At 63.0% G+C, this 13,099-nt stretch carries 12 protein-coding genes; 8 read left to right on the plus strand and 4 right to left on the minus strand.

Annotation, left to right across the window (positions count from 1 at the left end; all coding sequences use genetic code 11):
- Positions 1-113 precede the first annotated feature (113 nt).
- The 4 genes from lpdA to uvrA all read left to right on the plus strand — a co-directional run bounded on the left by lpdA (position 114) and on the right by uvrA (position 6,255).
- Positions 114-1,511 (plus strand): dihydrolipoyl dehydrogenase, encoded by a 1,398-nt coding sequence (gene lpdA, locus EI545_RS19910; protein ID WP_125327096.1) that lies wholly within the window; start codon positions 114-116, stop codon positions 1,509-1,511.
- Positions 1,511-2,068 (plus strand): methyltransferase domain-containing protein, encoded by a 558-nt coding sequence (locus tag EI545_RS19915; protein ID WP_125327097.1) that lies wholly within the window; start codon positions 1,511-1,513, stop codon positions 2,066-2,068. Before lpdA ends, EI545_RS19915 begins: the two co-directional genes overlap by 1 nt.
- Positions 2,069-2,144: 76 nt before the next feature.
- Positions 2,145-3,305, plus strand: coding sequence for an MFS transporter (locus tag EI545_RS19920; protein ID WP_125327098.1), 1,161 nt, complete (start codon positions 2,145-2,147; stop codon positions 3,303-3,305).
- An 85-nt stretch (positions 3,306-3,390) separates the two neighbouring features.
- On the plus strand, positions 3,391-6,255 hold the full coding sequence (gene uvrA / locus EI545_RS19925; protein ID WP_125327099.1) for an excinuclease ABC subunit UvrA: 2,865 nt from the start codon (positions 3,391-3,393) through the stop codon (positions 6,253-6,255).
- On the opposite strand, the gene EI545_RS19930 is transcribed toward uvrA, so the two are convergent.
- Both EI545_RS19930 and EI545_RS19935 read right to left on the minus strand, forming a co-directional pair.
- Complete coding sequence (locus tag EI545_RS19930; RefSeq protein ID WP_125327100.1) at positions 6,256-6,594, minus strand: excinuclease ABC subunit A; 339 nt, start codon at positions 6,592-6,594, stop codon at positions 6,256-6,258.
- A gap of 178 nt (positions 6,595-6,772) precedes the next feature.
- On the minus strand, positions 6,773-8,272 hold the full coding sequence (locus tag EI545_RS19935) for a CoA-acylating methylmalonate-semialdehyde dehydrogenase (protein WP_125327101.1): 1,500 nt from the start codon (positions 8,270-8,272) through the stop codon (positions 6,773-6,775).
- Positions 8,273-8,408: 136 nt separating this feature from the next.
- Here EI545_RS19935 and EI545_RS19940 point away from each other — a divergent pair, with 136 nt between their 5' ends.
- The 4 genes from EI545_RS19940 to coaD all read left to right on the plus strand — a co-directional run bounded on the left by EI545_RS19940 (position 8,409) and on the right by coaD (position 11,625).
- Entirely contained in the window at positions 8,409-9,572 is a 1,164-nt protein-coding gene (locus EI545_RS19940) for a glycosyltransferase family 4 protein (protein WP_164517353.1), read from the plus strand.
- A 1-nt stretch (position 9,573) separates the two neighbouring features.
- Positions 9,574-10,479, plus strand: a complete 906-nt coding sequence (locus tag EI545_RS19945) for a LysR family transcriptional regulator (protein ID WP_125327103.1) — start codon at positions 9,574-9,576, stop codon at positions 10,477-10,479.
- Between the two features lie 55 nt (positions 10,480-10,534).
- Positions 10,535-10,969, plus strand: a complete 435-nt coding sequence (locus EI545_RS19950; protein ID WP_125327104.1) for a CBS domain-containing protein — start codon at positions 10,535-10,537, stop codon at positions 10,967-10,969.
- A 164-nt stretch (positions 10,970-11,133) separates the two neighbouring features.
- A complete protein-coding gene (gene coaD, locus EI545_RS19955; RefSeq protein WP_125327105.1) occupies positions 11,134-11,625 on the plus strand; it encodes a pantetheine-phosphate adenylyltransferase in 492 nt (163 codons plus the stop codon).
- 53 nt (positions 11,626-11,678) lie between these two features.
- On the opposite strand, the gene EI545_RS21450 is transcribed toward coaD, so the two are convergent.
- On the minus strand, positions 11,679-11,849 hold the full coding sequence (locus tag EI545_RS21450; protein WP_164517354.1) for a hypothetical protein: 171 nt from the start codon (positions 11,847-11,849) through the stop codon (positions 11,679-11,681).
- 176 nt (positions 11,850-12,025) lie between these two features.
- Positions 12,026-13,027 (minus strand): type I glyceraldehyde-3-phosphate dehydrogenase, encoded by a 1,002-nt coding sequence (gene gap, locus EI545_RS19960; protein WP_125327106.1) that lies wholly within the window; start codon positions 13,025-13,027, stop codon positions 12,026-12,028.
- Between the last annotated feature and the right edge of the window lie 72 nt (positions 13,028-13,099).

Below are 13,099 nucleotides of genomic sequence, written 5' to 3' on the forward strand. Positions count from 1 at the left end.
AGCCATGCGTCAGGCGCATAGGCCTGTGGCGGCGCCTTTGTTGCTTGGGGTTCCAAATTGGTTTAAGGGCAAACTACTTTTTCGGCTAAGGGAAAAGAGTGGGGGAGGGAAGAATGGCAGGCCAGAGTTTCGACGTAGTTGTGATAGGTGCCGGACCGGGGGGCTATGTCGCGGCCATTCGTGCCAGCCAGCTGGGCCTGAAGGTCGCCATCATCGAGCGTGAGAATCTGGGCGGCATCTGCCTGAACTGGGGCTGCATCCCGACCAAGGCGATGCTCCGCAGTGCCGAAGTGTTCCACCTGATGCACCGCGCCAAGGAATTTGGCCTTGGCGCCACGGGGATCAGCTATGACCTGCCCGCCGTCGTCGCCCGCAGCCGTGGAGTGGCAAAGCAGCTGTCGGGCGGCATCGGCCATCTGATGAAGAAGAACAAGGTGACCGTGTTCATGGGCTCGGCGACCATCCCGGCAAAGGGGACCGTCAGCGTCAAGACTGACAAGGGCACGGAAACCCTGACGGCCAAGTCCATCGTCCTTGCCACCGGCGCGCGGGCCCGCGAACTGCCGGGGCTGGAGGCGGATGGCGATCTGGTCTGGTCCTACCGCCACGCCCTTGTGGCCAGCCGGATGCCGAAGAAATTGCTGGTCATCGGTTCCGGCGCGATTGGCATCGAATTTGCGTCCTTCTTCAACACCTTGGGTGCAGATACCACGGTGGTTGAGGTGATGGACCGCATCCTTCCCGTCGAAGATGCCGAAATCTCGGCCTTTGCGAAAAAGTCTTTCGTGAAGCAGGGCATGAAGATCATGGAAAAGGCCACGGTCAAGAAACTTGACCGCAAGCCGGGGCAGGGCGTCACCGCCCATATCGAGACTGGCGGCAAGACCGAGACGATGGAGTTTGATACCGTGATCTCGGCTGTCGGGATCGTCGGCAATGTCGAAGATCTTGGGCTTGAGGCCTTGGGCGTCAAGATCGACCGCACCCATGTGGTCACCGATGAATACTGCCGCACCGGGGTAGACGGGCTTTACGCCATCGGTGACATCGCGGGCGCGCCGTGGCTTGCGCACAAGGCCAGCCATGAAGGCGTGATGGTGGCCGAACTGATCGCGGGCAAGCACCCGCACCCGATCAAGCCGAATTCCATCGCCGGCTGCACCTATTGCCAGCCGCAGATCGCCTCCGTCGGCCTGACGGAGGAAAAGGCCAAGGCGGCGGGCTATACGCTGAAGGTCGGTCGCTTCCCCTTCATCGGCAACGGCAAGGCAATTGCTCTGGGCGAGGCGGAGGGGATGATCAAGACCATCTTCGACGCCAAGACGGGTGAGATGCTGGGTGCCCATATGGTCGGCGCGGAAGTCACCGAACTGATCCAGGGCTATGTCGTCGCCCGCGGGCTGGAGACGACCGAGGAAGACCTGATGAACACAGTCTTCCCGCACCCCACCCTGTCCGAGATGATGCACGAAGCCGTGCTGGATGCCTACGGCCGCGCGCTGCATATCTGATGCGCTATCTGAACCGGGTGGTGATGCAGCAGACCAGCCGCGACTGGATCCGCGCGCTGGGGCCGGAAAAGCTGGATGCGGCCGAGATTTCGGGGGAATGGGGCAAGGGCTATGGCTTTCGGTCCTACAAGACCTACCGCTACCCCGAGTTCGACCCCTGCGCCGCACCGTTCCGCGATGATGAGGGTCGGGTCATCAAGGTTGATCTGATTCTGGCCAATCAGGTCTGGGAACATGTCGACCGCCCCCATGCCGCGACGCGCAATGTCTGGAAGATGCTGCGCAAGGGTGGGTGGTTCTGGCTGGCCGTGCCGTTCTTCATCCCCTACCACGCGGTGCCGGTTGATTGCAGCCGCTGGACGGCACGCGGCCTGTGTAATCTGTTGGTTGAGGGTGGCTTTGACGAAGCCTCGATCCGCGCGGCGCAATGGGGCAACCGCGCTGCCGCCCTGCGCAACCTTGAAACCCCCTGGCCCCCGGAACTGCGGCCTGACGACGATCTGACCGATGATCCCGAGTTTCCCATCGTTGCCTGGGCGATGGGCCAGAAGGTCTAGATTGAAACCGTAGCCCGCGCCAAAGGCCCTGACGCCGCCACTGGCGCTTTGGCGCAGGACTGGCTACCAAACCGACATGCGCCCATTCCCCCCGATGATCCTTGTCCTGCTTCTCTGGTGCGCCGGCCTTGGGGCTGCGGCACAGTTCGGCAAGATCTCGATCCTCTACGAAACCCTGCGCGCCACCTATGGCGCGAATGGCGAGGTGGCGCTTGGCCTTGTCGTGTCCATCGTCGGCATGGTCGGGTTGATCTTCGGCACGACGGCGGGGCTTCTGGTCGCCCGCATCGGCCCGCGCCGGGCCATCGTGGCGGCCCTTGCCGCCGGGGCGGCGATGTCGGCGATCCAGGTGCTGATGCCGGTTTACCCGCTGATGCTGTTTTCCCGCATAGTCGAGGGGGCGTCACATCTGGCCATCGTGGTCGTTGGGCCAACAATGATTGCCACCTTGGCCCCCGAAAAGTCGCGCCCGCTGGCGATGACGCTGTGGTCCAGCTTCTTTGGTGTCACCTATGCCGCGCTTGCGCTGATCGGTCCCTATGCCACGCCGACGGGCCTGTTCCTTGGCCATGCCGCCTATATGGCCGTGTTGGCAGTGGTTCTGGCGCTGACTTTGCCGCCTGATCCAAAGGGTGCCCCGGCCCCCATGCGCAACCTGCTGGCGCAGCATGCCACCATCTATGCCTCACCCCGTCTGGCGGCCCCGGCGATGGGGTTTTGCTGCTACACTTTCCTTTACGTCGCGATCCTGACCCTGCTGCCGCCCGAAACCCCGCTGACCCACAGGGCGCTGATTGCTGCCGGGATGCCGCTGGCGTCGATCCTGGTGTCGCTGACACTGGGCGTCTGGCTCTTGCGGCGTATGTCGGCGGTGCGGTTGGTGCAAGCCGGGTATCTGGTGGCGATCCCGGGCTTTGTGATCCTATGGGCGTTCTGGGGCAATGGCGCGGGGATGATCCTTGGCGGCTTCTGGCTATCGGCGGCGCTTGGCATCGTTCAGGGGGCCAGCTTCGCGTCGATCCCCGAGCTGAACACCAGCGCCGATGACCGCGCCCGCGCCGCCGGGGCGGTGGCCCAGTTGGGCAACCTTGGGACAACGACGGGAACCCCGGTTCTGGCGGCCCTGCTGGCCGCGACGGGCCCCAGCGGACTGACCCTTGCGGCCACGCTGCTCTGCGCGCTTGGCATCTTGCTGCACGCCGTGCAGGCGCGGCGGCGCGGCGCTTTCACCATTTGACGAGCGTTCACTTTTCGTTCACAAAATCGGGTTGGAGACTCGGCCGCAACGCCCTATCTGTTGCGGCGGCATCCGGGGGTAAACCATGGCCGAACAGAAGTTCATCGAGGTGCGGGGTGCCCGCGAACATAACCTCAAGGGCGTGGATGTCAGCATTCCGCGCGACCAGCTGGTGGTGATCACCGGGCTGTCGGGGTCGGGCAAATCCAGTCTGGCGTTCGACACGATCTATGCCGAAGGCCAGCGCCGCTATGTCGAATCGCTGTCGGCCTATGCCCGCCAGTTCCTTGACATGATGGGCAAACCGGATGTCGACCACATCTCGGGCCTGTCGCCTGCGATCAGTATCGAACAGAAGACCACGTCGAAGAACCCGCGTTCCACCGTCGGCACGGTGACCGAGATTTACGACTACCTCCGCCTGCTGTTCGCGCGGGTGGGGACGCCCTATTCGCCAGCCACCGGCCTGCCGATCACCGCGATGCAGGTGCAGGACATGGTCGATGCCGTGATGGCGATGCCGGAAGGCACGCGCGCCTATCTGCTGGCCCCGATCATTCGCGACCGGAAGGGCGAGTATAAAAAGGAATTCCTCGACCTGCGCAAACAGGGTTTCCAGCGCGTCAAGGTCAACGGCACGTTTCACGAGCTTGAGGACCCGCCGACCCTGGACAAGAAGTTCCGCCACAACATCGACGTGGTGGTCGACCGGATCGTGGTGAAAGAGGGGATCGAGACGCGGCTGGCCGACAGTTTCCGCACCGCCCTGAACCTTGCCGACGGCATCGCGGTCATCGAACTCGCCGAAGCGAAAGAGGGCGAAGCGCCCGAACGTATCACCTATTCCGAAAAATTCGCCTGCCCAGTCAGTGGCTTCACCATCGCCGAGATTGAACCGCGTCTGTTTTCCTTCAACGCCCCCTTCGGTGCCTGCCCGGTCTGTGACGGGTTGGGGATGGAGCTGTTCTTCGACGAACGCCTTGTCGTGCCCGACCAGAACCTGACCCTGATGCAAGGGGCCATCGCGCCATGGTCCAAGTCGAAATCCCCCTACCTGACCCAGACGATGGAGGCCTTGTCCAAACACTATGGCTTCAACCTCAAGGCCAAGTGGAAAGACCTTCCCGACAGCGTGAAGGAGTTGTTCCTGCAAGGCTCCAAGGGCGAGGAAATCCAGTTCCGCTATGATGAAGGCGGCCGGGTCTATCAGGTCAAGCGCGTCTATGAGGGGATCATCCCCAACATGGAGCGCCGCTACCGCGAAACCGACAGCGCCTGGAGCCGTGAGGAGATGGAGCGGTATCAGGCCAACCGCGCCTGCGGGGCCTGTGGTGGCTACCGGCTGAAGCCAGAGGCTTTGGCGGTGAAGATCGCCAAACTGCACATCGGACAGGTGGTGCAGATGTCGATCACCGAAGCCTATGCCTGGATCGAAAGCGTGGCCGACACGCTGACCAAACAGCAGAACGAAATCGCCCGGGCGATCCTGAAGGAAATCCGCGAACGCCTTGGATTCCTTGTGAATGTCGGCCTCAACTACCTGACGATGAGCCGCGCTGCGGGCACGCTTTCGGGCGGGGAATCACAGCGCATTCGGCTGGCCAGCCAGATCGGCTCGGGGCTGACGGGCGTGCTTTATGTGCTGGACGAACCCTCCATCGGCCTGCACCAGCGCGACAATGACCGTTTGCTGACCACGCTCAAGAACCTGCGCGATGCCGGGAACACCGTGCTGGTGGTGGAACATGACGAGGACGCCATCCGTGAGGCGGATTATGTGTTCGACATGGGGCCGGGCGCAGGCGTGCATGGCGGCATGGTCGTCAGCCACGGAACCCCGGCGCAGGTGGCCGCCGACCCGGCCAGTCTGACCGGGCAGTACCTTTCTGGCGTGCGCGAAATTCCGGTGCCGAAAGTGCGCCGCAAGGGCAGTGGCAAGAAACTGACCGTTGTGGGTGCGACGGGCAACAACCTGAAGAACGTCACCTCCGAGTTTCCGCTGGGCATGTTTGTCTGCGTCACCGGCGTGTCTGGCGGCGGGAAGTCGTCCCTGACGATCGAGACCCTGTTCAAGACCGCCGCAAGCCGCCTGAACGGCGCACATGAAACGCCCGCGCCTTGCGAGACGATCAAGGGGTTTGAGCACCTCGACAAGGTGATCGACATCGACCAGCGCGCCATCGGGCGGACTCCGCGGTCGAACCCGGCCACCTACACGGGGGCCTTCACTCCGATCCGCGACTGGTTCGCCGGGTTGCCGGAATCCAAGGCCCGGGGCTATCAGCCGGGCCGCTTCAGCTTCAACGTCAAGGGCGGGCGGTGTGAGGCGTGTCAGGGCGATGGCGTCTTGAAGATCGAGATGAACTTCCTGCCCGATGTCTATGTGACCTGTGAGACCTGCAAGGGTCAGCGCTACAACCGCGAAACTCTGGAAGTAAAGTTCAAGAACAAAAGCATAGCCGACGTTCTTGACATGACCTGCGAAGACGCGAAGGACTTTTTCCAGGCCGTCCCCGCGATCCGCGAGAAGATGGATGCCCTCGTTGAAGTCGGGCTTGGCTATATCAAGGTCGGCCAGCAGGCGACCACCCTGTCAGGCGGTGAAGCGCAGCGGGTGAAGCTGTCCAAGGAACTCAGCCGCCGTGCCACGGGCCGCACGCTGTACATCCTTGATGAGCCAACCACGGGACTGCACTTCGAAGACGTGCGCAAGCTGTTGGAAGTGCTGCATTCCCTGGTGGATCAAGGCAATACGGTCGTGGTCATTGAACACAACCTTGACGTGGTCAAAACCGCCGACTGGGTGATCGATATCGGCCCCGAAGGCGGAGATGGCGGGGGCGAGATCGTGGCCACCGGCACGCCGGAAGCCATCTGCAAGGTCGAAGCAAGCCACACCGGCCGCTACCTGAAGGACCTGTTGAAGCCGCGTCGGGTGGCGGCGGAATAGTCAGTTCAGGGCATCGTCGATGATCCGTACCGCCTCGATCACGACCAATGTGTCGCGGACGACGCGCAAGATATGATTATCTACGCGCAGATAGGTGCTGCCGTCGCGATAGTCGCGCAGGTTCCACCGGCGCCAATCTTCGCGCGGGATCCAGGCATAGTCACCACGGATCCGGTCGCCCCGGTTCCAGGATTTGCCAACCTGTCCCGGTGGCACGCAAGGCGGGTTCTTCTTCGCCAATCCGGGGGGGCAATGCTTCTGCTTTGCCTCAGCCGGAACGCTGGCCAGAAGGGCGCTGACGGACAGAGCGGTGACAAGCAGTGTGCGTAGGCGGGACATGGCAGGCTCCTTCGAAGGCTGTAAGGGCAAATGCCTCAACCGGCGGTCAGGTTCCATATCCCGGCACCGACAGGTGCCATGCATGAGCCATTTGCTGCCGTGGGGCCGGGAGCAACAAAATGGCGCGGAACCTGGGTCGGTTCCGCGCCACACGTCATGTGCCCCATCTGGGTAAGGGTCAGTCCAGTGCTTTGAAATTCAGCGCGGCGCCATCCTTGATGCCGCTGAACCAACGGGCGGTCACGGTCTTGGTCTTGGTGTAGAACTTGAAGGCATCCGGCCCGTATTGGTTCAGGTCGCCAAAGGCCGACCGTTTCCAGCCGCCGAAGCTGAAGTAGCTCAATGGCACCGGGATCGGGAAGTTGATCCCCACCATCCCGACATTGACGCGCGACGCAAAGTCCCGCGCGGTGTCGCCATCGGCGGTGTAGATCGCAGTGCCGTTGCCGTATTCGTTGTCCATCACCAGTTGCAGCGCCTCGTCATACGACCCGGCGCGGACGGTCGACAGCACCGGACCGAAAATCTCCTGCTTGTAGATTTCCATGTCCGGGGTGACGTTGTCGAACAGGCTGGGCCCAACAAAGAACCCATTCTCATAGCCCTGGATCTTCAGGCCACGCCCGTCGATCACCAGCTTCGCGCCCTGATCCACGCCCGAGGCGATCAGCCCCAGCACCCGCTCCTGCGCCTGCTTGGTGATCAGCGGCCCGAAATCCACATCGTTTCCAGCGGTATAGGGGCCGACCTTCAACTTCTCGATCTTCGGGATCAGCTTTTCGATCAGCGCATCCGCCGTCGCTTCGCCCACCGGGACCGCCACGGAAATCGCCATGCAACGTTCGCCCGCCGCGCCAAAGCCCGCGCCCACCAGAGCATCTGCCGCCTTGTCCAGATCGGCATCCGGCATGATGATCATGTGGTTCTTCGCACCGCCAAAGCACTGCGCCCGCTTCCCGTTCGTGGCCGCGCGCCCGTAGATGTACTGCGCGATCGGCGTCGAACCGACAAAGCCCACGGCCTGAATGACCGGATGGTCCAGAATACCATCCACCGCCGCCTTGTCGCCGTTCACCACCTGCAGCACGCCGTCGGGCAGACCGGCCTGCTGCAACAGCTCGGCCAGGTAAAGCGAGGTTGACGGGCAACGCTCGGACGGCTTCAGGATCATCGCATTGCCGGACGACAGCGCCGGGCCGATTTTCCACAAGGGAATCATCGCGGGGAAGTTGAACGGGGTGATCCCGGCGACCACACCAAGCGGCTGACGCATGGCGAAGAGGTCGATGCCGGGGCCGGCCGAATCCATCATCTCGCCCTTCAGCATCGCGGGGGCGCCCATGCAGACCTCGATCACTTCAAGGCCGCGCTGCACGTCACCCTTGGCGTCGGGGATGGTCTTTCCATGTTCCCGCGCGACAAGTTCAGCCAGCTTGTCCATGTTTTCATTGATCAAAGCACCAAAGGCCATCATCACCCGCGCCCGGCGCTGGGGGTTGGTGGCGGCCCAGCCGACCTGAGCCTTGGCGGCTTCGGCAATCGCATGGTCCAATTCTTCGACCGTGGCCAGCGCGACCCGGCCCTGAACCTCACCCGTGGCGGGGTTCATGACATCGGCAAAACGGCCGGACGTCCCTTTGACCAATTGCCCGTTTATCCAGTGACCGATCTCTTGCATGGAAGCCTCCCAAACTGTTCGGCAGCACCATAGCCTTGCAATCGCGCAGGAAACAGTGGCAATACACCATTAACGTTTTGCGGAAATGCATTATGTGAATGGGAATCGAATGCGAATTTGTGCCTTCTCGCGGATCATGGGAGAGCATCGTCCCCATTACCCGTCGCTGATCTCGATCCTGTCGCCGATGTTCCGCGAATTGGGGCATGAGGTGACGGTTCTGACCACGGTGATGCCGGATGGCGCGTCGGGGGTCCGGCAGGAAGGCATTGCCGAGGTTCACTATCTGGCCGGAACGAAGGCTGACCGGCTGGATGCGGCGTTCTATGCGGCCAGTGCGCGGGCCTTTGATGCGTTGCACGCAAAGCGCCCGTTTGACTTGACCTTCGGGCGGGGAAAGTCGGTATGGGGCTTTGTCAGCCAAAGCGCCAACGCGGCGCGGGTGCCGCTGGTGCTGCATGAGGGGACCTATCCCAAGTGGCTTCACAAGATTGAAACGCGGTTCGGGCCGCTGGCCCCTGCGGTGGCGCGCGCCTTGGCCCCGGCCTTTGCGCTGAAGAACGGCGAAACGCGGGCGTGCAAGCAGGCGGCGGCACGGGTGGTGTGCAACTCCTCTGCGCTGGCCGAGGCCGAAAAGCTGGCGGTCTGGTGGCAGCCGCCGCGCGCGGTTCCGCTGGAATATGGCTTTGACACCACGCCCTACCGGGTGGAACCGCCCCCCGCCGGCCAGCCGCCCCGGTTGATCTTCGTCGGGCGGCTGACATGGGACAAGGGCATCTTGCCGATGATCGACGTCCTGGCGCAGCTTAAGAATCGGACGGCGACGCTTGAAGCGATTGGCCCCGCATCCCCCGCGATCCAGCAGCGCCTGCTCAACCATGCGCAGCAGGCGGGGGTGGCGGACCGCTATTCCCTGCCCGGGCCGGTCAGGAATGATGAGCTGCCGGATCACCTGGCCGGGGCGTCGGTGTTCCTGTTCCCCTCCACCCATGGTGAGGGGTTGCCGAAATCGGTGCTGGAGGCGATGGCGGCGGGTTTGCCAGTGGTGGCCTACCGGACGAAGGTGCTGGAAGAGGTTGTGGATGACGGCGTGACCGGGTTTCTGGTGCCGATCCGGTCGGCCAAAGCGATGGCAGAGCGGGTGGACCAGCTGTTGGCCGACCCGGCGCTGCGGGCCCGGATGGGGGCAGCGGCCCGGCAAAAGCTGGAAACCAAGTTCCGGCCCGAGGTGATCAACGCCCGTTGGCGCGTCCTGCTGGATGAGGTTGTGGCCGAAGCCGCCTCACGGCCATCGCGCTAAGATGGATTGGGACGACCTGCGCATCTTTCTGGCCGTGGCGCGGACGGAAAGCCTGTCAGCGGCGGGCAAGCGGTTGAAGATCGACCCGGCCACCGTGGGCCGCCGCATCGCCCGGCTGGAAGAGGCGATCGGCGCGCATCTGTTTGCAAGGTCGCCCCAAGGCTACGCCATGACCGAGGCTGGGACCCGCCTGATCCCCCATGCCGAAGCCGCCGAACGGGCCACGCTCGGCGCGGTGGAAAGTCTTTCGGGCCCCGGCGGCCTGACGGGCCAGATCCGCCTTGGCGCGCCCGATGGCTGTGCGAACTATCTTCTGCCGCAAGTGCTGGCCCGGATCTGCGATGCCAATCCGGGGCTGGAAGTACAGATCGTCGCCCTGCCGCGGGTCTTCAACCTGTCCAAGCGCGAGGCGGACATGGCCATCGCCGTCAGCCGACCGGAGGCAGGGCGGCTGACCGTGCAAAAGCTGACCGACTACCACCTGCACCTTGCCGCCAGCCGCAGCTTTCTGGCGGCCCACCCCGTGCAAGGCCCGGAAGATCTGCGGCACCACCGCTTTGTCGGCTATATCCCCGACATGATCTTTGACAAGGAACTGGATTATCTTTCCGAAATCGGGGCCGGGCCGGCCGCGTTGACCTCGAACTCGGTCTCGGTGCAGCTGAACTGGCTGCGGCATGGGGCAGGGATCGGCGTTGTGCATGACTTTGCGCTGCCCTCTGCGCCGGATCTGGTGCGGATCATCCCCGACCGGGTGCATCTGACCCGCGCCTTCTGGTTGATCCGGCATGAAGGCGACAGCCGCCTCGTGCGGTTGAACCGCTTTGCCGACCAGCTGACCCGCGAAGTCCGGTCCGAGATGGCGCGCCTTGAGGCCGCCGTGGCCGCTTCTGAACTGCGTGCTTGACAGAATCCCGTACCAGTCCGACCCTTGCCCTCCGGTCAGGAGGAGGGGCCGCCCCATGCTCGTGCAACAAATCCTCAAATCCAAGGGCGATGACGGTGTCGTCACGGTTCCGCCCGGAACGACGGTGACCAAGGCGGCCGAACTGCTGTCGTCCCGGCGGATCGGGGCGGTGATCGTGTCGCCCGATGGCAAGCGCGTGGCGGGCATCCTGTCCGAACGTGACATCGTGCGGGAACTGGGCCGCCGGGGCATTTCCTGCCTCACCGACACGGTCGATGCGCTGATGACCGCAAAGATCGTCGGCTGCACCCGCAATGAAAGCACGGATGAAGTGCTGGGCCGCATGACCGAGGGCCGTTTCCGCCACATGCCGGTGATGGAGGGCGACGAAATGGTGGGCCTCATCTCCATCGGGGATGTGGTGAAGGCCCGGATGATGGAACTGGCGGCCGAGAAGGACGCGCTGGAAGGGATGATCAAGGGCTTCTGACCCGCCGATTTCTTCCAAGGAATCGGACCGGAGCCTTCAAAGGCTCCGCTGCGGAGTTTTCGAAAACTCCGCTTCCCACGCCCGGCGTCGTGTGAAACTTTTGGCCTTGCAGGCGGGCGCGTGATCTTGTTGCTTGCCGTGTGTCAGCAGGGCGGGGGACAACCATGCGCATCGGGCTTTATCCTGGGACCTTCGATCCGGTCACCCTTGGCCATGTCGACATCATCCAGCGCGCCATGGCGCTGGTCGATCGGTTGGTGATCGGTGTGGCGATCAACCGCGACAAGGGCCCCTTGTTCACCCTGGAAGAACGCGTCGCCATGGTCGAGGCGGAATGTGCTGCAATCACGGCCAAGACCGGGGGCGAGATTGTCGTCCATCCGTTCGAGAACCTGCTGATCGACTGCGCCCGCGACGTAGGGGCCAGCATCATCATCCGCGGCCTGCGCGCCGTGGCGGATTTTGAATATGAATTCCAGATGGTTGGCATGAACCGGTCCCTCGATGCCAGCATCGAGACGGTGTTCATGATGGCCGATGCCCGGCGGCAGGCCATCGCGTCGAAACTGGTCAAGGAAATTGCCCGGCTCGGCGGTGACGTGTCGAAATTCGTCACACCGCCGGTTGTGCTGGCGTTGCAGGCCAAGTACGGCTGACATGCAAAGGGGGCCGAATGGCCCCCGGATCGTCGCACAGGATTTGGCTACCCTCAGGCGGCCTTGCCGTACACGGCTTCGCGGGCAATGCGCTCTGCGTCGCCGGGATAGATGCCGATGTCCAGCGCCACGTCCAGCGGCAGGTTGGCAATCTCGTCCCGGGTGGAGCGATAGGCCGCATAATTGCGGGCGGCGGTTTTCAGCATGTCGAACACGGTAATCATTTTATCGTCCTTTTTCACTGCGGGGGTCTGCTTGTCCTCCTCGCATGGTCAGTATGTAGGAAAGGCGTTAGCGCCAACAACGGCCAATGCTGCGCTGTGGCTATGCAGCGCTTGCATGGCTTGATCATGCAAAAAGGGCGCCCGAAGGCGCCCTTTCCGATGCGATTTCAGTGGGTTCAGATGAGCTTGCCCATGGCGACAGCCGTGTCAGCCATGCGATTGGAGAAGCCCCATTCATTGTCATACCAGCTGAGGATCGACACGAAGGTCCCGTCCATCACCTTGGTCTGGTCCATGTGGAACACCGAAGAATGTGGATCGTGGTTGAAGTCCGAGCTGACCAGCTTTTCCTCGGTATAGCCCAGAATGCCCTTCAGCCGTCCATCCGCCGCGGCCTTGATGGCGGCGTTGATCTCTTCCACCGTGGTTGCCCGCTTGGCGATGAACTTCAGGTCCACGACCGATACGTTCGGCGTCGGCACGCGGATCGACATGCCGTCCATCTTGCCCTTCAGCTCGGGAAGGACCAGACCCACGGCCTTTGCCGCCCCGGTCGAGGTCGGGATCATCGACAGCGCCGCCGCGCGGGCGCGGTACAGGTCCTTGTGCATGGTGTCGAGTGTGGGCTGGTCGCCCGTATAGCTGTGGATGGTCGTCATCATCCCCTTTTCGATGCCGATGGCGTCGTGCAGCACCTTGGCCACCGGAACCAGACAGTTCGTCGTGCAGGATGCGTTCGACACGACGATGTCGTCCTTGGTCAGCGTGTGGTCATTCACGCCATAGACGATGGTCTTGTCCGCGCCGTCGCCCGGGGCGCTGATCAGCACCCGCTTTGACCCGTTTTCCAGATGCGCCTGGCACTTTTCCTTCGAGGTGAAGATGCCGGTACATTCCATCACGATGTCGACATCCGACCACGGCAGATCGGCCGGGTTCCGCAGCGCCGTGACCAGCATGTGGCCGCGGCCGACGTCGATCCAGTCTGCCCCCGTGGTCACCGTGGCCGGGAACTTCCCGTGGACCGAATCGTAGCGCAACAGATGCGCGTTGGTTTCAACCGGACCAAGGTCGTTGATCGCCACGACCTCGATGTCGGTGCGCCCTGATTCCACGATTGCCCGCAGCACGTTGCGGCCAATGCGACCGAACCCGTTGATGGCGACTTTGACCGTCATGATCTTCCCTCCGTCCGGATGCGACTCACGTCGCTGTTAGCGGTAACATCCATCTATGCCCGCCGATTGCAA

Source organism: Tabrizicola piscis (assembly GCF_003940805.1).
GTDB classification, from domain to species: domain Bacteria; phylum Pseudomonadota; class Alphaproteobacteria; order Rhodobacterales; family Rhodobacteraceae; genus Tabrizicola; species Tabrizicola piscis.